17 protein-coding genes are annotated in these 19,395 nt (G+C 55.9%); 10 read left to right on the forward strand and 7 right to left on the reverse strand.

The window, feature by feature from the left end; genetic code table 11:
• Nucleotides 1–21 precede the first annotated feature (21 nt).
• The 7 genes from CRO33_RS07735 to ddpX are packed head-to-tail and all read left to right on the forward strand — an operon-like array spanning nt 22 to nt 7,959.
• Nucleotides 22–1,620 carry an ABC transporter substrate-binding protein gene (locus CRO33_RS07735; RefSeq protein WP_058960765.1) on the forward strand — a complete coding sequence of 533 codons (1,599 nt, stop codon included), beginning with the start codon at nt 22–24 and terminating at the stop codon, nt 1,618–1,620.
• A gap of 9 nt (nt 1,621–1,629) precedes the next feature.
• The gene (locus tag CRO33_RS07740; protein ID WP_084932348.1) at nt 1,630–2,577 is read left to right on the forward strand and encodes an ABC transporter permease; all 948 of its coding nucleotides are present in this window, start codon (nt 1,630–1,632) and stop codon (nt 2,575–2,577) included.
• The gene (locus CRO33_RS07745) at nt 2,570–3,397 is read left to right on the forward strand and encodes an ABC transporter permease (RefSeq protein WP_058960763.1); all 828 of its coding nucleotides are present in this window, start codon (nt 2,570–2,572) and stop codon (nt 3,395–3,397) included. The genes CRO33_RS07740 and CRO33_RS07745 overlap by 8 nt, the downstream gene beginning before the upstream one ends.
• Nucleotides 3,397–5,034 (forward strand): nickel ABC transporter ATP-binding protein NikE, encoded by a 1,638-nt coding sequence (gene nikE, locus CRO33_RS07750; protein WP_097117696.1) that lies wholly within the window; start codon nt 3,397–3,399, stop codon nt 5,032–5,034. Before CRO33_RS07745 ends, nikE begins: the two co-directional genes overlap by 1 nt.
• 10 nt (nt 5,035–5,044) lie before the next feature.
• Nucleotides 5,045–6,271, forward strand: a complete 1,227-nt coding sequence (locus CRO33_RS07755) for a M20 family metallopeptidase (RefSeq protein ID WP_097117697.1) — start codon at nt 5,045–5,047, stop codon at nt 6,269–6,271.
• On the forward strand, nt 6,271–7,383 hold the full coding sequence (locus CRO33_RS07760; protein ID WP_097117698.1) for a M24 family metallopeptidase: 1,113 nt from the start codon (nt 6,271–6,273) through the stop codon (nt 7,381–7,383). The genes CRO33_RS07755 and CRO33_RS07760 overlap by 1 nt, the downstream gene beginning before the upstream one ends.
• Nucleotides 7,384–7,398: 15 nt before the next feature.
• A complete protein-coding gene (gene ddpX, locus CRO33_RS07765) occupies nt 7,399–7,959 on the forward strand; it encodes a D-alanyl-D-alanine dipeptidase (RefSeq protein ID WP_097117699.1) in 561 nt (186 codons plus the stop codon).
• Nucleotides 7,960–7,962: 3 nt separating this feature from the next.
• Here ddpX and CRO33_RS07770 read toward each other — a convergent pair whose 3' ends face one another.
• Entirely contained in the window at nt 7,963–9,447 is a 1,485-nt protein-coding gene (locus CRO33_RS07770; protein WP_097117700.1) for an MFS transporter, read from the reverse strand.
• A gap of 117 nt (nt 9,448–9,564) precedes the next feature.
• Between CRO33_RS07770 and CRO33_RS07775 the strand changes: the two genes are divergently transcribed.
• On the forward strand, nt 9,565–10,569 hold the full coding sequence (locus CRO33_RS07775; RefSeq protein ID WP_255253249.1) for a helix-turn-helix domain-containing protein: 1,005 nt from the start codon (nt 9,565–9,567) through the stop codon (nt 10,567–10,569).
• A gap of 7 nt (nt 10,570–10,576) precedes the next feature.
• On the opposite strand, the gene CRO33_RS07780 is transcribed toward CRO33_RS07775, so the two are convergent.
• The 3 genes from CRO33_RS07780 to CRO33_RS07790 form a co-directional block, all read right to left on the reverse strand.
• On the reverse strand, nt 10,577–10,786 hold the full coding sequence (locus CRO33_RS07780) for an iron chelate uptake ABC transporter family permease subunit (RefSeq protein ID WP_255253250.1): 210 nt from the start codon (nt 10,784–10,786) through the stop codon (nt 10,577–10,579).
• Between the two features lie 279 nt (nt 10,787–11,065).
• On the reverse strand, nt 11,066–11,356 hold the full coding sequence (locus CRO33_RS07785; RefSeq protein ID WP_097117702.1) for a type II toxin-antitoxin system RelE/ParE family toxin: 291 nt from the start codon (nt 11,354–11,356) through the stop codon (nt 11,066–11,068).
• The gene (locus tag CRO33_RS07790) at nt 11,349–11,591 is read right to left on the reverse strand and encodes a type II toxin-antitoxin system ParD family antitoxin (RefSeq protein WP_097117703.1); all 243 of its coding nucleotides are present in this window, start codon (nt 11,589–11,591) and stop codon (nt 11,349–11,351) included. The genes CRO33_RS07785 and CRO33_RS07790 overlap by 8 nt, the downstream gene beginning before the upstream one ends.
• Before the next feature lie 239 nt (nt 11,592–11,830).
• Between CRO33_RS07790 and pagP the strand changes: the two genes are divergently transcribed.
• Both pagP and CRO33_RS07800 read left to right on the forward strand, forming a co-directional pair.
• The gene (gene pagP, locus CRO33_RS07795; RefSeq protein WP_097117704.1) at nt 11,831–12,388 is read left to right on the forward strand and encodes a lipid IV(A) palmitoyltransferase PagP; all 558 of its coding nucleotides are present in this window, start codon (nt 11,831–11,833) and stop codon (nt 12,386–12,388) included.
• Nucleotides 12,378–13,883 (forward strand): alpha/beta hydrolase, encoded by a 1,506-nt coding sequence (locus CRO33_RS07800; RefSeq protein ID WP_097117705.1) that lies wholly within the window; start codon nt 12,378–12,380, stop codon nt 13,881–13,883. Before pagP ends, CRO33_RS07800 begins: the two co-directional genes overlap by 11 nt.
• Here the strand turns inward: CRO33_RS07800 and CRO33_RS07805 are convergent.
• From CRO33_RS07805 to CRO33_RS07815, 3 genes are read right to left on the reverse strand one after another with little or no spacing between them, the layout of a single operon-like run.
• Nucleotides 13,873–14,838, reverse strand: coding sequence for an acyltransferase (locus CRO33_RS07805; RefSeq protein ID WP_097117706.1), 966 nt, complete (start codon nt 14,836–14,838; stop codon nt 13,873–13,875). The genes CRO33_RS07800 and CRO33_RS07805 overlap by 11 nt on opposite strands.
• Nucleotides 14,835–17,897, reverse strand: a complete 3,063-nt coding sequence (locus CRO33_RS07810) for an efflux RND transporter permease subunit (RefSeq protein ID WP_097117707.1) — start codon at nt 17,895–17,897, stop codon at nt 14,835–14,837. The genes CRO33_RS07805 and CRO33_RS07810 overlap by 4 nt, the downstream gene beginning before the upstream one ends.
• Entirely contained in the window at nt 17,897–18,982 is a 1,086-nt protein-coding gene (locus CRO33_RS07815; RefSeq protein ID WP_097117708.1) for an efflux RND transporter periplasmic adaptor subunit, read from the reverse strand. Before CRO33_RS07815 ends, CRO33_RS07810 begins: the two co-directional genes overlap by 1 nt.
• Nucleotides 18,983–19,395: the final 413 nt, after the last annotated feature.

A 19,395-nucleotide genomic window follows, 5' to 3' on the forward strand; every position in this document is an offset into this window, starting at 1 on the left:
CAAACTAACGAGGAAGAGAAGATGTGCGCGATGAAAGGGTTAAACCGCAGACAGTTTATCACCAGCTCTACCGCTCTGACCGGTGCAGCCATGTTACCCTGGTCGTTCTCGGCCCATGCCGCAGCGGTAACCAGCGCGACGCCGGGCGGTACGCCACGTAAAGGCGGCGTACTGCGTATTAGTGTCGATCAGGCGGTCAGCGTGCTGAATCCGCATCAGGTGCGCGTCAACCCGGAATATCTGGTCGCGGAGTTGCTCTACAGCGGCCTGACGCGCCTGACGCAGGAGATGAAAGCCGAAGCAGACCTGGCCCAATCCTGGCAGGCGAGTGCCGATCTCAAGCAGTGGACTTTCACCCTGCGTCCGAACCTCAAGTTCAGTGACGGCAGCGCATTGACCTCGGCAGATGTGGTAGCCAGTTTGCAGGCGTTGCTGGATCCGAAAAATGCTTCTCCGGCACTGCACAACATCGGTCCGATCAAAGCGGTGAGCGCCAAAGATGCCAACACCGTGTTGATCGAAACCGATGCCCCTTACGCTGACCTGCCGGTGATGCTGGCCTATCCCGATGCCAAAATCATTCCCGCCAGCATTGCGCAGGGTCAGTACGACAAGCTCACCAAAGCCTCGCTGGGCGCGGGGCCGTTCCAGCTGGTTTCCTACGATCCCGAACGCAAAATCGTGGTAAAGCGCAACCCGCATTATTACGACCCGGCGCGTCCTTATCTGGATGGCGTGGAAGTGGTGGTCTATCCCGATGGTATCGCAGAAAGCTCGGCGCTGATCTCCGGTGATACCGATTTGATGCTGAGTGCGCAGTCGAGCGAATTTGCGCGTCTCTCCAAATCGTCAGGTGTGCTGCCACTGCGGGTGGCATCCGGTCAGTTCCTCAATGTGAACATGGGCTGCGATCAAAAGCCGTTTAACGATGTGCGCGTGCGTCAGGCGCTGGCACTGTGCGTTGATCGCCCGGCATCGGTGGACTTTGTTGCCGATGGCCTCGGTTCGCCAGGCAACGATACGCCAATCAACGCCTCTTACCCTTACTTCGCTAACCTGGCGAAAAAAGCGGTGGATTACAGCAAAGCCAAAGCCTTATTGGCGGACGCGGGTTATCCCAACGGCCTCGATTTAACGTTGATTGCCTCGGATAAACCGGCGACTCGCACCCAGTTGGGTATCGCGCTGCGTGAGATGGCTAAGCAGGGCGGTTTCCGCATTGACGTGCAGACCATGGCACACAGCACTTACCTCGATCAGGTATGGAAAAAAGGCAATTTCTACGTCGGTTTCTACAACATGCAACCGACGCCGGATGCGGTGTTCTCACTGCTCTACACCTCGACCGCGTCATGGAACGAAACACGCTGGAACAACGCCGATTTCGATAGTGCGGTCAATGCCGCCCGTGAAACCAACGATGATGCGCAGCGCACCACGCTGTACGGTAAAGCACAACAGCTGATGCATGACGAAGTGCCTTCGCTGATTCCGACCTTCTTCGATTTGCTGGCTGCCAGCCGTGATTACGTCGGCGGATATCATCTGCATCCGCGTGGTGCCGTGTTCCGTCTCGACCATACCTGGTTAACTGACAAAGCGCCTAAGCGTGCAGTGTAAGGAGCGACCGTGACAGCCAGTTATCTGCTTAAACGCCTGCTGCTAATGATCTACACCTTGCTGGTGGTGTCATTGCTGGTCTTTGGCATCACGCAGCTGTTGCCAGCGGACGCCGCTGTCACCTTGCTGGGCCAAAATGCCACGCCAGAGGCACTCGCCGCGGTGCGTGAGAGACTGGGATTGGATGCGCCCGCCTGGTTGCAGTATTGGCATTGGTTAAGCCAGGCGTTGCAGGGCAATTTTGGTGTGTCGATGCGCAATGGGCTCGAAGTGGGGCCGACGTTGTTGACCGCGCTGTCGCGATCGCTGTTGCTGGCGGTGTGTGCACTGTTGCTGATGCTGGTGATCGCTATTCCGCTCGGTATCTGGGCGGCGGTACGTCGCGGTAAAACCGCCGATGTGCTGGTCAGCGTCATCTCCTACATCGGTATCTCTTTCCCGGAGTTTGTCACCGCCACGCTGGTGCTGCTGCTGTTTGCTGATGTCTGGCAGATTCTGCCCGCCACCGGTTATGTGCCGTTGAGTGAAAACTTCATCAGCGGCGTCCAGCACCTGATCCTGCCGTCAATCACCGTGGCGCTGATCCTGGTGGCGCACGTCTCGCGCATGGTGCGTTCGGAGATGGTGGATGTGCTGCATACCGACTACATCCGCGCCGCCTGGCTGAAAGGCCTGTCGCGCCGCCGCATTCTCTGGCGTCACGCGCTGCGCAATGGCTTGTTGCCGACCATCACCATTGTGGCGTTGGATGTCGGTTACCTGCTGGGCGGCATTGTGGTAGTCGAGGAGATCTTCGCCATTCCCGGTATTGGTCGTGAGCTGATTGTTGCCGTGCAGGCACGCGATCTGCCCACCATTCAGGCCGGTGTGATGATTCTCGCCGCGACCTATTCGGTGGTGAATTTCCTCGCCGATTTGGCCTATGTGGTTCTGGATAAGCGAATTTCCTATGCCTGATATTTTAAAACGTTTACTGCGTTCACCGCAGGGCGCGGTCGGGGTACTGATTATCCTGCTGTCGCTGCTGATGGTGGTCGGTGGCGCGCATGTCGCACCTTTTGATCCCGAGTCGATCTCGATTCTGACGCGTTACAAACCGCCGAGTGCCGAGCACTGGTTTGGCACCGATCAAATGGGGCGAGACATCTTCAGCCGGGTAATGGTGGGCGCACGCTCTACCATCGTGCTTTCACTGCTGGCAACCGCGTTAGCCATGGTGATTGGTTCAGTACTGGGCACCGCCAGCGCCTATCTGGGCGGCAAGATCGATGAATTTATGATGCGCACTATGGATGCCGTGATGGCGATCCCCAGCCTGCTGTTTGCTTTGCTGATTGTCAGCACTTTGGGTCAGAGCAGCATGAATGCGGTGCTGGCGATCACCATTGCGTTTGTGCCGGGCATGGTGCGTATTTCACGCAGCGTGGCGCTGGCGGCGCGGCAGCAGGATTACATCAACGCGGCGATTGCCCGTGGTGAAGCCGGGCACTACATCATCCTGCGTGAAATGCTGCCGAACATCCTCGCACCGATCATCGTGGAAGCCACCATCCGCGTGGCCTTCGCCATCATGCTGTTCGCCACCCTGAGTTTCCTCGGTTTAGGCGCACAGCCTCCCGAGCCAGAGTGGGGGCTGATGGTCTCCGAAGCCCGCACCTATTTCTTCACCGCGCCGTGGATGATGATGATTCCGGGCCTGGCGATCGCGCTGGTGGCGATTGGTTTTAACTTACTGGGTGACGGGCTGCGAGACGTGCTCAACCCAAGGAGCCACTGATGAGTGTGAAGCCTGAACCGGTGCTGTCGGTGGAAAATTACAGCCTTGATTACGCGTTACAAAGCGGTGAGTCACTGCCGGTGTTGCGCGATATTACGTTAAACGTGATGCCCGGCGAAGTGCTGGGGTTAGTGGGGGAATCCGGGTCCGGCAAAACCACGCTCGGCTGGGCGATCATGCGTTGGCTGGCGGGCAATGCGCGCGAGAAGTGGGGCGACATCCGCCTCAACGGAGAGAGCCTGCTGAGTTTGCCCGCCCCAAAACTGATGGCCTTGCGCGGCGCGAAGCTGGGGATGATTTTTCAGGATCCGAGCGCTTCGCTCAATCCCACCCTCACGCTGGGCGAGCAGGTGACAGAAGTGCTGCGGCGCCATCGCGGCTTAACGGCACGTGAAGCGCAGGAATTGGGCGAGTCGCTGTTACATGACGTCGAGCTCAAACATCCGGCACGCATGATGCGCCGTTATCCGCATCAGGTTTCCGGAGGTGAGAAGCAGCGCATCTTAATCGCCACGGCGTTCGCCTGTCAGCCGGACTGCATGATCTTCGATGAACCGACCACCGCGCTGGATGTGATCAGCTCGGCGCAGATCCTCGATCTCTATGAACGTCTGCGCGAAGAGACGGGGGTGGCCTCACTGTATATTTCCCACGATCTGGCGCTGGTGGCGAAAGTCGCCGATCGCGTTTGCGTGCTGGAGAAGGGCCGTATTGTTGAACAGGCCGATACGCAGAATTTGTTTAGTGCACCGCAGAACAGCTATACCCGCAAATTGATCTCAGCAGTGCCAAATCCGCAGCAGCGTCTGGTACAGGATGCCGCCGGATCGCAGCCGCTGCTGACGCTGGACGCGCTCACCATCGATTACGGCCAGCAAGGTTTTGTCGACCGCTTGCTTAAACGTGAAGCCAATACCACGCGTGCCGCCAACGCGGTTTCGCTCACCGTGCATCAGGGCGAGATCCTTGGCGTGGTGGGCGAGTCAGGTTCGGGGAAATCCTCGCTGGGCAAAGCGATCACCGGACTGGTGCCGTTTAGCGGTGAGCTCGACTTCTGCGGCTATGCGCTGCAAGGCCGCGCGCAGATGGATAAAGAGTATCGCCGCCGGGTGCAGATGATCTTTCAGCATCCGGACGCCTCGCTGAATCCACGCATGACCATCGGTGAAATCATTGCGCGTCCGCTGCGCTTATACGGTTTGCCGCCGGGAGAAACGGAAGCGCAAGCCGTGGCTCGCCTGTTAGAGGAAGTGCGGTTGCCCGCAGAGTTTGCCATGCGCTATCCGCACGCGCTGTCCGGTGGTCAGAAACAGCGTGTTGCTATCGCACGTGCTTTTGCCAATCCACCAGATTTAGTGATTTGCGATGAAATCACCGCTGCGCTGGATGTGTCCGTGCAGGCCACCATCATTGAGCTTTTGCTGGAACTGCGTCGCCGCTACGGCACGGCCTATCTGTTTATTACCCACGATCTCAACCTGATACGTCAAATCGCCCATCGCGTGGCGGTAATGTATCGCGGCGATGTGGTGGAAGTGCTGCCCGGCGAGAATATGAGCGCGCTAGCGCAGCATTCTTATACCCGCGCACTGCTTGACGCGGTGCACGTTCCCGAGTTAAACCAATCCGTTGCTTAACGAGAAACGCATGAATCCTGAACAGTTAATTCATCATATCGATCGCGAGTTTTGTCTCTCTTTCCTGGCAAAAATGGTGCAGCACAAAAGCTACAGCGCCACCGACGGCGAGCGTGAGTTAGCCCGCTATATGGCAGAACAAATGGCACAGTTGGGCCTGGAAACCGAACTGCAAAAAGTCCCGGGCGACCGTCTCAATGCCATCGGCCGCCTGGCGGGCAGCGGCTGCGGCAACAGCCTGCTGTTCAACGGCCATCTGGACACCAATCCGGTAACCGAAGGCTGGACGGTGGATCCCTGGGCAGGAAAAATTGACGATCAGTTTATTTACGGCATTGGCGTCTCCAATATGAAAGCGGGCGATGCGGCCTACTTCTGTGCGCTGAAAACGCTGATTGATGCCGGTGTGAAACTGAAAGGTGATGTGATTCTGACCTACGTGGTGGGCGAATTGCAGGGCGGTATCGGCACGCTGGCGGCAATTGAACAGGGCGTGCGCGCCGATTACTTTATCAATGCGGAACCCACTGATCTCCAGGCGCTGACCATGCACGCCGGTTCGCTGATGTTCACCATTGAACTCACCGGAGATACCCGCCATCTGTCGAAACGCGAAGAAGCCGTGGATGCGATTAACGCCGCCGTGGAGCTGATTCCGCAGATTAACGGCATGGTGTTCAGCGGCGCAAAAAGCGATGAACATCTGAAAATTAACCGTGGGCACATCGGCACCGTGCACGGTGCGCTGGGACGCGATCTGGAAGAGTGGCGTCCGCCCCAGGTGGCCGACTTTGTGCGTCTGAAAGGATCGGCTCGCTTCGCGCCGGGCCAAACTGTCGAGGGCGTGTTAGCGGATCTGCAAGCGCTGCTCGATACGCTGTGCCAGCGCTTCCCCGGCCTGAAAGCCGTGCTGTTTGATGACGGTATCCGCGATAAGCCCACCATGCTGCCTTTCGAAGTGTCGCCAGAGTCACCGATTGTCAAAGCGGTGAATCGCGGCTGGAAAACCGTGCGTGGCACTGAACAACCTACTGGCGTTATCACGCCGCCAGCCTTCTTTGGTACGGATGCTGCACACCTGTATCAGCATGCAGGCATGGAAGGCATCGTGTGTGGTCCGGGCGGTAAATACAACACCATGCCGGATGAGCGCGTCGAGATAACCGAATTCCTTGATATGGTGCGCATTTATCTGCTCGCGATTCTGGAGATCTGCCAGCCGGTCGAGGGCGCATAATGAACGCTGCGGCGCTGAGTCGCCTGCGTGCCACGATGCAGCGGGCCAATGTGGACGTAATGATCATCGATCATGGTGAACTGCTGGCCTGGCTGACCGGTTATACCGTGTCAGAAACCTTGTATCGCGCTTGCCTGGTGCCGCTTAACGGCGATCCCTGGATGGTGCTGCGCCAGTTAGATGAAGCGCCGTGCCGGGCGCAATCTCCTGCGCTGACAGTAGAAAGCTATCGTGACGATCAGGACCCGTGGTTTGTGGTGGCGCACAGTCTGCTCCGACGCGGTTTTCAACGGGCGCGGTTGGGCGCGGATTACACCTCTTATGGCATGACGGTGCACAGCTGGCAGCAGCTGTCGCGCCATTTGCCGGACGTGCAGTGGTGCGATTTAACCGGTGTGAGCGATCGGCTGCGCAGCGTGAAATTCCCGGCAGAGCTGGAGGCGTTGCGTCAGGCCTCCGCCATTGCCGATACCACGCTGGACGCGATGGGCAAAGCCGTGCAGGGCCGCTGGCGTGTACGCGATGTCGCTGCGCTGGCGGCAGGCGAATTTTTGCGTCTGGGTGCGGATACCGGGGAAACCGGGCCTATCGTCATCGCCAGCGGCGACAACGGTTTTCTCCATGCCAGCGGCCACGAACAGCGTTTACAGCGTGGCGATGTGCTGCACGTAGAGCTGATTCCTAAAGTGAAACACTACAGCGCGCGTCTGATGCGTCCGTTTATTGTGGGGGAGATCTCCACCCAGCGCGCTGAGCTGGCGCTGCAACTTATCGCAATACAGGATGAACAGTTCAAGGCCATGAAACCCGGCGTCAGCGCACGGGAAGTGGATGCGATTGTGCGCGAGGGGTTATTGCGCAATGGACTTCGTGCGGATTATCCCAACATCACCGGCTATGCGCTGGGGCTGTATACGCGCACGCCGCGCCCGAGTGATTTTTCCTGTAGCTTCCATGCCAAAGCGGAGTGGTTACTGGAGGAGGATATGGTGTTCCATATGTATACTTCCGCGCAAAGTCTGGCGTTCAGCGAAACCGTTCGCGTGACGCCGCAGGGTGCAGAGCGGCTGACAACGCTGCCGCGCCAGCTATTATCATTGCCGGAACATTGATCAACAGGATGAAGGATGACGCAGGACATTTTACTCACTGATTTAGCCGCTAGCTTTCCAACGTTGGCTTTCGACCTGAAATACGCCACGACCGATAACATCACCGGTTACGCCATTTATCGCGAAGCGCGGGCCCTGCTGCATCCAGCAGCGGCGCACGCGTTGCAAAAAAGTGTTGAGGTCGCCCGACTGGCTGGCTTCACCTTACTGATTTTTGATGCTTATCGCCCCCAGCAGGCGCAGTGGCATCTATGGGATGCCTGCCCGGATGCCGACTACGTGGTGCCGCCCGCCACGGGTTCGAATCACAGCCGTGGCGTGGCGATTGATCTGACGTTAATGGATGGCGCGGGCAAGTTGCTGGATATGGGGACGGCCTTTGATGCGATGGAAGATCTGTCGCATCCGTTCCATCCCGCTGTACCGCCACAGGCACAGCGCCATCGTTTGATGCTCAATGCCATTATGCTGGCAGGCGGTTTTGTCGGTATGCCAACCGAGTGGTGGCATTTTGAGTTACCGGATGCGCAGCGCTATCCGTTGCTGGAAGACCGCTTTGGCTGCGTGGCGCGATAACCCTCACTCTCGTCGGCAGGGATGGGTCGTCCGCTCAGCCACTCTGAGACTTTTGGGCCTGAACAGCAGATAACTCGCCAGTGCCAGACCGCTTACACCCAGCGCGCCATAGGTCAGCACGGCGGAAAAACCGTCAGCCAGCACTTGCGAGGCGATAGCGCGGCTAAGCGAAACTTCAGCGCCAGCCGCTATGCGTTCTGCGAGCGCAACCACATCGCTGGAGGCAGGAAGCCGTTGCCGCAGACTGGCGGCGATCACTGCCACCAGCAGGCTGCCCATCAAGGCGATGTTGATCGCCAGCGTGATTAAACGTGCACTGATATCAATCCCGGAAGCCATGCCAACCCGATTAGCGGCAACGGAACCGGTGGTGGTGTTGGTCACCGGCGTATTGGTGAGTCCGAGCGCGGTTCCCGCCAGCAGGGCACCCGGCAGCAAACTCAGTTGGTAGGTGATGGCCAGTTTCATCAGCACGAACCCAGCACCGATCGAAAATAATCCGAGGGGAATGACACGGGCAGCGCCAAAACGCAGCACCAGTTTTTCCCCTATCGGCGGCATCAATAAGGTGGGCAAGGTATAGGCAAGCAGGGCAAAACCGGTATCCATACTGCTGAACCCAAGCCCGCTCTGGTAATAAACCGGCAGGTAGATCATCAGCGGCCAGAAACTGAAGTTCATGCCAATCGAACCCATCAAAGCCCCCGAGAAGGAGCGAATGCGAAACACCGAGAAATCAAACATCGGGTGAGGATGGCGCTTCTCCGTGCGAATAAACACCACCGCGCTGATCAGGATCACCAGCATAATTAGCCGGGCTTCAAGACTTCGCCAACCGATGCTGGCACCCTGAGTAATGAGATAGGTCACGCCAACCACGCATAGGGTGAGGGTGATCAACCCAACCCGATCGAGTTTGTTGCCCTGTCCAGGGTGGGATTCATCCACATTTTTCAGTGCGAGCACGAATGTCAGCAGCGCGATAAAGCCGTGCACCAGAAACACCCATTGCCAGCTTAAAACCGCCACCAGCATCCCGCCGATGATAGGACCGAAACCCAGACCAAAGCCAAAGGTTATCCCCCATGCGGCAAAGGCCTGGCTGCGGGGTTTTCCCTGCGGGAACTGGTGCGAGAGTATGGCGATCAGGCAGGTTAACATCGCACCGCCGCTCAGCCCTTGCAGGAAGCGCCCGATGATGAGCCAGAGTGCACTCCCGACCAGCCCGCACATCACCGAGGTCAAACCAAAACCGACAATGGTGATGAGAAAGATGCGCTTGCGGCCATAGTTATCCGCCAGCGTGCCGGTCGCCATTAAAACGGCGGTGCAGGCCAGCGTATAGGCATTCATGATCCACTGCAGATCGCGAAAATTCGCCTGCATCTCCTGTTCCAGTACCGGCAAAATCACCGGCACGCTGGAGATTTCCAGCCCCGACATCAACGCGGCTAAGCACACCGCCATCAGCGCCAACATGTTCTTCATCCTGAATTCCTGCGTAACGTTAAGAGCGTGCCAGCATGGAAGATTGACGCAACGGTGGAAATCCATGCCGATGCCAGATATCGTCAAGATCGTGCCAACATCATGGATAAGGCTGACATGCAAATCATTTCTTCTCTGCGTTCCCCTCCTGCAGCGCCGAAAAATCGGCGGCTGGTGCTTTTGGCGTATGAATGCCTCTGTACCTTTGAATTTGGTACTGCCGTTGAAGCGTTTGGCCGAGCAGATGACGTCTTCGGCCATCCGCTGTATGACCTGAGCGTGGCGTCGGTGGAAGAGGGTGTGTTTGGTGCGCAGGGCGGTGTGCGCCTGGTGGTGGATGGCGGGCTTGAGTTACTGGAAGACGCCGGAACCATCGTCATCCCCGGCTGGCGCAGCGTGACCGCACCGGCCTCTGAGGCGTTAATCACAGCGTTACAAAAAGCCCATCAAAATGGCACACGGATTGTCTCCATTTGTGCCGGAAGCTTTGTACTGGGTGAAGCGGGGCTATTAAACGGGAAACGTGCCACCGCCCACTGGAACAGCACCGAGATCCTGGCTGAAAGATTTCCGCAGGTGCAGGTGGAACACGGCATGATTTACGTGGATGAAGGCAGCATCATCACTTCGGCGGGCGGTGCAGCAGGCGTCGATTTATGTTTGCATCTGATTCGACGCGATTACGGCATTGATGTCGCCAATCGCACCGCACGCAGAATGGTGACGCCGCCGCTACGAGAAGGCAGCCAGGCGCAGTTGATCCAACAACCTGTTCCACAACGCCGCAGCAATAGCCTCGCGCCCTTGCTGGACGATTTGCGCAATAATCTGAACGCGCCGTTGGTGATCGAGCAGTTGGCGCGACAAGTCGGCATGAGCCGTCGGACCTTTATTCGTCGCTTTCATGATGCCACTGGTACCTCGCCGGGTGAATGGTTGCTCGGTATTCGGCTGGAAAAGGCCTGCGCGATGCTGGAAAACAACGCGCTCAGTATTGATCAGGTTGCCGAGCAGGCGGGGTTTGGTTCTCCCGAAGCGTTGCGCCATCACTTCAGACAACGCTTTAACACGACGCCGACCAAATGGCGCAAGGCGTTCAATGAGCGGTTTGTGATGGGCTGAGTGTTCTTCAGCCTGACGTTCTGCGCAGCTGCCATAAAAACCACGGTGCACCGATAAATGCAGTCAACAGCCCAGCGGAGATCGGCCATGGCCAGGCGATGTTGCGCCCCAACCAGTCGGCAAGCACCATCAATAATCCTCCCATCAACGCGGCGGCGCACAGTTGATGACTTAGTAGATTGGCGCCCATTGCTTTGGCGCATTGCGGTGCCAGCAAACATATTGGTTGAAATTCCCATGCTCGCGGCTAAATGTTTTCTGAGTCAGTTCTTTCGCGAGATGCTTAGCTCGCAGTTTACCGCTTAAATATCGGAACAGTTCCGTATAGTAACGCTGGCAAGATAGCTTCCCAACAACCGCACAGTGCTGCACAAAAAAGAGTGGCAGGCTGTATTTGAATGAAAATCGTTATCGTTATCAAGATGGGGTGATTGGAAAAGGTAAAAAAAGCGTTGTTGAGGAAGATTTTGGGCGCGATAGGGTGCTGAGTGTGGAATTAAAAGTCGGGTAGGTGACGAGCCGTATCCATCTGTTGATGTAAAATTCGGGCAATAAATATTCCGGAAGGATTGGCAGTATAAAAAATGGTATGTGACTGGAAAACAATACGTTTCACATCCTGCACGCGCGGGTAATCCTGTCCCATCTCAGGCATCTTTGACAATGTTTCAAGGAACTCATCCAATGCATCGGTGTAGCGATCGGCTTGGGCTTCACCAAATTTGAGCAAGGTATAATCATAGATATTGGCAAAGTCACTATCGGCAAGTTCGGACAGTTTATACACGATTAAGCTTCTTCCTTTCAGCAGCGATTTCACGCAGTGAACGCGGGCTTTCGCCACTTTCCAACCCATCAACTACGGCATTTCGGACAACTTGATCATGTAATTCCTGTTGTTCCAGCAGGCGTAAAGCCGAACGCATCACTTCACTGGCTGATCCATATCGCCCTGAATCAACCATGCGCGAGATGAAGTTATCGAGTTGTTCACCCACGCTAACCGACGTTATTTTTCTCATTGAACTCACCGTGTATTAACTGTTAATACAAAAGAGCATAGTTTGCGCAAGTCTTCACCGCCAGTCAAATCGACCTCGTTCTTATGGAAGGTGCCACGCAACAGTATGCTTTGCGCAGCACCTCAACCCCGACTCAACAACTATAATATTCCCTGATGGTCTGCCCGGTATGGGCACACAGATCATGCTGGATGTTTCCCTTGCTCACTATCATCGGTGCTTTTGCAGAAGGATAACCCATGCGTAATTTTCTGGTGGCGTTGTGCATCTCGTTGAGTGTTCTGACCTTCCCGGCTCTGGCGGCGGGCACATTGAGTGATGGCTGGGAATGGCTGAAGCAGGATGTCTCGCAAACCTGGGAACAGCCTCAGTATTACGATATCTACCTACCGTTTATCAGCTGGCATGCGCGTTTCGCCTACGACAAAGACAAAACCGACAACTACAACGAATCGCCGTGGGGCGGGGGTTTTGGTGTGTCGCGCTACAACGAGGACGGTGACTGGAGCGCGCTGTATGCGATGGCGTTTAAGGATTCGCACAACATGTGGCAGCCGATTATCGGTTACGGCTGGGAGAAAGGCTGGTATCTCGATGAGGCACGCGATGTACGCTTAGGGCTAGGGTTAACCGCTGGCATCACCGCGCGTGATGATTTTGCCAACTATGTGCCACTGCCGATTGTCCTGCCGCTGTTCTCCGCAGGTTATAAAAATCTTAACGTGCAGTTCACCTATATTCCGGGTAGCTACAACAACGGCAACGTGCTGTTTGCCTGGTTCCGCTATGGTTTCTGACAGGGTGCAGCGTTCTCCCGTGCTTAAGTGGCTGAAGATAATCGCCCTGGGCGTGGTTTCTTTGCTGATCATGTTTTTGCTGATTCGTGGATATCAGTCTGAGCAGGGGCCGCCGCTGCATCGCTGGCACACCTGGGCGGCTGATGAAATGACGGTGGAGCAAATAGATCACGCCACCTTCGACGATTATCTGGCGCAGGAAAATGTGATCTTCAAGCAGATGAAACACAACGTCACGGATCAACTTAGCGTTGAAGAGAAAACCTCGCTTAACCGCTATTATGCGCAAAGCCCGGTCTATCCGGCAGGATTTGCCACCGACTGGAACCGTTCGTTTGTACTCAAACCCGCTGGTGAAATTAAAGGCGCGGTGGTGCTGTTGCACGGTTTAACGGATTCACCTTACAGCATGCGTTATCTGGCACAGGCCTATCAGCAACAAGGCTATGTTGCGGTAGTACCCAGGCTGCCCGGCCATGGCACTGCGCCGGGATCGTTAACCAAAGTTGACTGGAAAATGTGGCTGGCCGCGACGCGTCTGGCCGAGCGTGAAGCCACCCGGATAGCGGGAACCCAGGTCCCGTTGCATCTGGTGGGCTACTCCAACGGCGGCGCGCTGGCGATGAAATATGTGCTCGATTCTCAGCAGAATCAAAATCTGCGCAAACCACAACAGGTGGTGTTGTTGTCACCGATGATTGGTGTGACGGCATACGCCCGTTTTGCGGGGTTAGCGGGATGGCCAGCGGTGTTCCCGGTGTTTGCTAAAGCGGCGTGGCTGAATATCGTGCCGGAATACAACCCGTTTAAATACAATTCATTCCCGGTGCGGGCGGCGCGCCAGTCCTGGCTGTTAACCCAGGCGTTGCAGGAACAGATTGTTCAACTCGCCCGCGATGGCGAAATACGTGGCTTACCACCGGTACTGACTTTCCAGTCGATCCTCGATTCTACGGTCAGCACTCGAGCAGTGGTCAATGCGCTGTACCGTTACCTGCCGGACAACGGCAGCCAGTTAATGATTTTCGATATTAATCAGGCAGCCAATTTGCGCGCGCTGTTCCGGCCTGCACTGTATTCAGCGGTCAACGACTTACTGCCTGCCGCGCCGCGTCATTACGCCACAACGGTGATCACTAACGCGTCGCCCACCACTTATGAGGTGGTTGCCCGCATCACGCATGCCGATCAAACCAACGAAGTGACGCGTCCGCTGCATCTGGCGTGGCCGCAGGATATGTATTCCTTGTCGCATATCGCTGTCCCATTCCCTCTCACCGATTCGCTGTATGGTCGCGAACCCACCGAGAAAAATCGTTATGGCATCAGCCTCGGCACCATTTCACTACGCGGAGAAACTTCCAGCCTCACCGTGGGGCTCGACACGCTGATGCGTAATACCTCCAATCCGTTTTTCACTTATATGATGGCGCAAATTAATGGACGGATTGCCTGCGGCCAGCAGTCGGATCTGCAACAGTGCCTTAAAGAGTGATGACTTTTTTCAGCAGCCCGTTGGCAAGAATCAGTCGGGCCAGCAAAACTGAGAGCACAAAGGTCAGCACAATCAGCGTGAGTTTAGTGGCCAGCGAGTTAATCGGGATCAACGCGGTGACGATATGAAACACCGAGTAGTGCATGATGTACACCCCGGTCATGGTTTTACTCACGGTGGCCAGCAGCGTCTCTTTGAGGGCGACATGGCGGCGAAAGCGCACGCCGCTGGCGGCTAACACCAGTGCGACCACCAGCAGGTAGATTTGTGAGCCGGTGAGGAGGAAAGCATTGCGATCGGCTTTAAACAGCGCGAAGAAGAAGTGCTGCTCGTACAACCAGGTGAACAGATAAATAAACGGCAGGGCGCAGGTAGCGAAAAGGGCGACTCTTCTCCGACTCAGCCAGTCGGCAATCACCGGTTCACACAATAGCTGGCCGGTGAGGTAAAACAGTAACCAGGTCCAGATACGGTATTGCGGCGCGAGACTGAGCACCCTCACCTCGGGATAGAGCACCGACAGCAAATCGTAGCCATAGGAAAACAGCAACAGGGCGCCGACCAGCGCGCAAAACGCCAGGCGATGAAGGCTGAGCCAGCTGAGCAGCGGATTGAAGCTGTAGATCACGATAAACGAGAACACAAACCACGGCTGAATCAGATAGCCGCGCTGGTAAGGTTCCCAGAGATAGTAAATCGTCATCCAGAACAGAAACACGATCACCACATTGCGTATCTTGTTGAGCTGCCAGCGTAAATCCTGCTCGGCGTGGCTATCCATAATGCCCGCCACCACAAAAAACAGTGGGGTGGCGATGGTGGAGATAAACGTCAGGAACGCCAGAATCCAGTGGTAATCATAATCGTAGCGATCCCAGGTGTTATACAACGTAAAAAAGGTCACTGCCGCCATGCAGCCGAGTGTCTTAATGACATTCAGCCCGGTGGCGTTCATGTTGACGTCGCTTTCTCAGCGCGGTGGAAGCAGGCATAAATCACCGGCAGAACCAGCAGCGTCAGTATCGTTGCGAAGCCCAGTCCAAACATAATCACCACCGCCATGCTCTGGAAAAACACATCGCGCAGCAGCGGTGCCAGGCCTAACACTGTGGTGAACGCGGTCAGCAGGATGGGGCGCAAGCGCGACGTCGCGGCATACAGAATCGCGTCGTGCTGCGTTTTGTCCTGTTTTTGCTGTTCAATCTCTTCCACCAACACAATGCCATTGCGGATCAGCATGCCGCTCAGGCTCAGCAAGCCGATCAGTGCCATAAAGCCAAACGGAATACCGGTGAGCAAAAAGCCCGGCGTCACGCCGATTAGCGCCAATGGCACCGTGAGCCAGATTGCCACGGCATTTTTTACGGAGCTAAACATCAGCACGGTAATGACAAACATCACCAGATAGCCCAACGGCAACGTGGTGAACACGCCTTGCTGCGCTTCGCTGGAGTTTTCGGCATCGCCGCCCCATTCAATGCTGTAGCCGTGCGGCAGTGGGAGCTGATCAATTTGCGGCCGCACGCGTGACAGAATATCACCGGAGGTATCGCTGCTGAGCGGGCTGGGATCGGTCATCACCGTCAGCACGCGACTGCGATCGCGCCGCAGAATTAATGGATCTTCCCATTCGAGATTGAAGCCACTCACCACATTGCTGAGTGGAATATAGTGCTGCTGGCTTTGGCTCCACACCAGCACGTTGTTCAGATGATTGGCATCCTGGCGTTCACTGGCGGGCGGACGCACCACCACCGGCAGCAAATCTGCACCTTCACGATATAAGCCCACGCGGCTGCCGGTGAAATTCATTTGCAGCGCGTTATCGATTTCCTGTTTATCCACCCCCAGCTCGCGGCCCAGCGCCGGATTAAACTGTGGACGGATAACCTTGCTGCGGTTTTGCCAGTCATTGCGCACGCTGTCGGTGGCGGGATCCTGCGCGAGGATATCACCCACTTCACTGGCAATCAGTCGCATGCGGTCGGGATCGGGGCCTTTGATGCGTACTTCAATGGCGCTGCCGCCGGAAGGACCAAACATCACCCGTTTGGTGCTGGCATTCACCTGCGGATACTGGTGGGCAATATAGTTATCCACACGGCGTGACAGCGCGGCGATATTGCGCTGATCGTCCATGCGCACCATGATTTGCGCATAGTTGCTGTATTGGCGCTGTCCATTGTAAGTGAGGATAAAGCGCATGCTGCCCTGGCCGACGGTGGTGACCGTAGACACCACGCCTTGCTGCCCGGTGATCGACTTTTCAATATCGCTGGCCATTTGCTCGGTGGCTTTGATGTCCGTGCCGTATGGCAACCACAAATCGACAAAGAAGATCGGCGTATTAGACGAGGGGAAGAAGTTTTGCCGCACGCCACCAAAGCCCCAAATCGCCAGTGCCAGCAGAACGGCCATCACTGAAAGCGTGAGGGTTTTCTGCTGTAGCAGCGCGTTGAGCGTGCGTTGGTAGAGTCGATAAAAACCGCCATCATAGGGCGAGGCTTCAGCGGCGGGTGTTGCCGTGCTACTCGTTTTAAACAGCCACCATTTGATCAACACCGGCGTGATGGTGAGCGCCGAGAACCAACTCAACATCAGCGATATCAGCAACACCTGGAACAGCGATTTGCAGTACTCACCGGTGGAATCCTGCGACAACCCAATCGGTGCAAACGCCAGTATTGCGATTACCGTGGCTCCCAGAAGCGGGAAGGCCGAGCGCCGGATAACAAAGTTGATCGCCGAGGTACGCGATGAGCCTTGCTGACGCGCAATCAGTACCCCTTCGACGATCACAATCGCGTTATCCACCAGCATACTGAGGGCGATAATCAGCGCTCCAAGTGAAATACGCTGTAGCTCAATGCCCCACAAATACATGATTAGCAGGGTGCCCAGCACGTTCAGCGCCAGCGAGAGCGCAATAATGATGCCGCTGCGTACGCCCATAAAGATCAGCAGTACACCCACCACAATCGCCAGCGCCATCAGGAAGTTGGTGATAAAGCCGTTGACGGAGTGCGCCACTTCCGCAGCCTGATCGTAAAACGTATTGATTTGGATACCGGCTGGTTTTTCTGCCGACATCTGCTGCAGTTTGGCTTCCAGTGCACGACCTACGTCAATCACGTTGACGCCAGGGATAAAGGAGACGCCCATGGTGACCGCCGGGCGTCCGTTGGCGTGATAGATGCTGGAAGGGGATTCGCTCAACCCGCGAGACAGCGTGGCGATGTCGCGCAAGCGGGTGGTGGCAGTGTCGCCAACGGGGCTGATAAGCAGATCGCTCAGCTCATCGATATTTTTAAATTCCCCGGTAGGATGCAGACGAATCGATTCGGAGCCGGATTTGATCTCTCCCGCGCTGGAAACCACGTTCAGACGGCTGAGTGCGGCGGAGAGTTGCGCAGGAGTAATCCCACGCGCGGCCATTTTGGTCAGCGAAACATCAACGTTGATTTGCTGCGGAATCGCGCCGCCAATCGCCACCTTGCCCACGCCGGGCACCAGAACCAGTTCTCGCCGCAGCTGTTCAGCGTATTGCACTAATTCAGGATTGCTGAAGTTGTCACCGGAAATGGCGAAGAAAAAGCCGAACACGTCGCCAAAATCATCGTTAACGAAAGGCGCCGCCACGCCGGGCGGGAAGAAGCGTGATGCATCACCGACGCGCCGCCGCAGCTCATCCCAGATTTGTGGCAGTTCGTTAGAGTGATAGCGTGACGCAATATTCACCGTAATTTGTGACAGGCCGTTGGAGGAGATGGAACTGACGCTGTCCAGATAGGGCAACTGCTGCAGGGCATTTTCCAGCGGCAGCGTCACCTCTTCTTCCACCTGCTGCGCAGATGCGCCGGGGTATTGTGTGACCACCACGGCGGTTTTAATGGTAAAAGCGGGGTCTTCCAGGCGACCAATATTCAGCAGGGCAAAAATACCCCCTAGCCCTAATAGCAAAATCGCCAGCCAGACGCGAATCGGGTTATCAATAAACTGTTTGGAGATGTCCATTACAGCCCTCGCTCACGCGTCCAGATGCGTACCGGCTGTTGCGCATGTAACTCATTGACGCCTGCTGCGACCACGCGTTCACCGGCTTTCAGTCCACCGGTGATCACCACGCCCTGGTTTGTGACATCGCCGACGACGACCTTACGATCTTCCAGCTTCAGCTGATCGCTGCTGCCTTGCACCACCCAGACATGAGGCTCATTGCGCTGGTGGCTGTCGGGGTTAAACACCGCTTCGACCGGAACGACCAGCGCAGCATGATTAACGTTGGCGGGAAGATTGGCCAGATTGATGGTGACAGTACCACTGACACCGCCCACGGCCGGAAAATCGGCAGGGCGCGGCATGGTTAAGATCACCTGCCAGGTCAGAGTGTTACTGCTACTGCTGCCGGTGTGCTCTTTGTATTCAGCCTGAAATTCGCGATCCGGCAGCGTGTTAATCCTCACTACCGGGCGATACGTCATGTTGCGGATATCCAGCGCGGTGAACAGGTTTTCCGGCACGTTAAACACCACATCAAGCAGGTCGGTGCGCGTTAACGTGGCGATGGTCTGGCCCGCCGCAATCACCTGATGATTACGCACATTGACCGTCGCCGCGGTGCCGCTAAAAGGCGCGGTTAAGGTCATCTGGCTTAACTCTTCACGGGCAATTTGCAAGGCCGCGTTGGCAGCATCGCGGTTCGCGCGCTGCACGTCCATTTCAGCCTGTGAGATTGCCTGGCGACCGGCCAGCGTCTGGAAGCGTGCAAACTGTCGCTGAGCGAGGATGGCGGCGGTCTGTCGTTCGTTAACGCGCTGCTGCGCCTCTCGTGCCACCAGTCTGGCGATCACTTGTCCCTGCGTCACATTGTTTCCCTGGCGAATTTCCAGGGCGTCGATCTGTCCACCTCGTTTAAAGGAGAGGTCGGTGGAATCCCCCGATTCAATGCGTGCGGGGAAGATGCGTTGCTGAGCCTCACCGGAAGCCACTACCTCAACCACTTTCACCATGCGCGGCAAAGGGACAACTTCCGTTTTTTTTTGATCGCAACCTGTTGTTATCAATATAACAATGGCGATCAGCGGAAAATAACGCGTCACGAGTTTGTCCTCAATCAGCAATATTGAATTAATTATTGGCGTTATTATTAGCGAGGTTCTTATTCGCCGAGCATTGAAACGACGGCGTAGGTAAATAACCCCACGGCAGAACAGGTTACAATAGCGATAACCACATAAAGACTCAGGCGCAGCAGACTATAGTCCGGCATCGTTACCTCCATTAACAGTGGGCGAAATAGAGTCATCTCACTGCGGACGGATAGGAGTGACGGTTAAGGTTTATTTGTTAAGGATGAGCATAGCTGGGGATATCCAAAAATGTAAAGTTTGATAAACGCAATAACTTTATCGCAACTCATGGAATTTAAATCTAATTTGTTTGATTTAAATAGAGCTTTAAACCACATTAACAACATAAACACAAAGTGTGGCTTTTCTCGCCATTTCATTAA

Source organism: Pantoea sp. GL120224-02 (genome assembly GCF_900215395.1).
Lineage (GTDB): Bacteria > Pseudomonadota > Gammaproteobacteria > Enterobacterales > Enterobacteriaceae > Pantoea > Pantoea communis.

What these genes read in the sequence shown, in the direction of transcription:
- CRO33_RS07735 (WP_058960765.1), top strand. Translation starts at nt 22, where the DNA reads ATGTGCGCGATGAAAGGGTTAAACCGCAGACAGTTTATCACCAGCTCT.
- CRO33_RS07745 (WP_058960763.1), top strand. Translation starts at nt 2,570, where the DNA reads ATGCCTGATATTTTAAAACGTTTACTGCGTTCACCGCAGGGCGCGGTC.
- nikE (WP_097117696.1), top strand. Translation starts at nt 3,397, where the DNA reads ATGAGTGTGAAGCCTGAACCGGTGCTGTCGGTGGAAAATTACAGCCTT.
- CRO33_RS07755 (WP_097117697.1), top strand. Translation starts at nt 5,045, where the DNA reads ATGAATCCTGAACAGTTAATTCATCATATCGATCGCGAGTTTTGTCTC.
- CRO33_RS07760 (WP_097117698.1), top strand. Translation starts at nt 6,271, where the DNA reads ATGAACGCTGCGGCGCTGAGTCGCCTGCGTGCCACGATGCAGCGGGCC.
- ddpX (WP_097117699.1), top strand. Translation starts at nt 7,399, where the DNA reads ATGACGCAGGACATTTTACTCACTGATTTAGCCGCTAGCTTTCCAACG.
- CRO33_RS07770 (WP_097117700.1), bottom strand. Translation starts at nt 9,447, where the DNA reads ATGAAGAACATGTTGGCGCTGATGGCGGTGTGCTTAGCCGCGTTGATG.
- CRO33_RS07775 (WP_255253249.1), top strand. Translation starts at nt 9,565, where the DNA reads ATGCAAATCATTTCTTCTCTGCGTTCCCCTCCTGCAGCGCCGAAAAAT.
- CRO33_RS07790 (WP_097117703.1), bottom strand. Translation starts at nt 11,591, where the DNA reads ATGAGAAAAATAACGTCGGTTAGCGTGGGTGAACAACTCGATAACTTC.
- pagP (WP_097117704.1), top strand. Translation starts at nt 11,831, where the DNA reads ATGCGTAATTTTCTGGTGGCGTTGTGCATCTCGTTGAGTGTTCTGACC.
- CRO33_RS07800 (WP_097117705.1), top strand. Translation starts at nt 12,378, where the DNA reads ATGGTTTCTGACAGGGTGCAGCGTTCTCCCGTGCTTAAGTGGCTGAAG.
- CRO33_RS07805 (WP_097117706.1), bottom strand. Translation starts at nt 14,838, where the DNA reads ATGAACGCCACCGGGCTGAATGTCATTAAGACACTCGGCTGCATGGCG.
- CRO33_RS07810 (WP_097117707.1), bottom strand. Translation starts at nt 17,897, where the DNA reads ATGGACATCTCCAAACAGTTTATTGATAACCCGATTCGCGTCTGGCTG.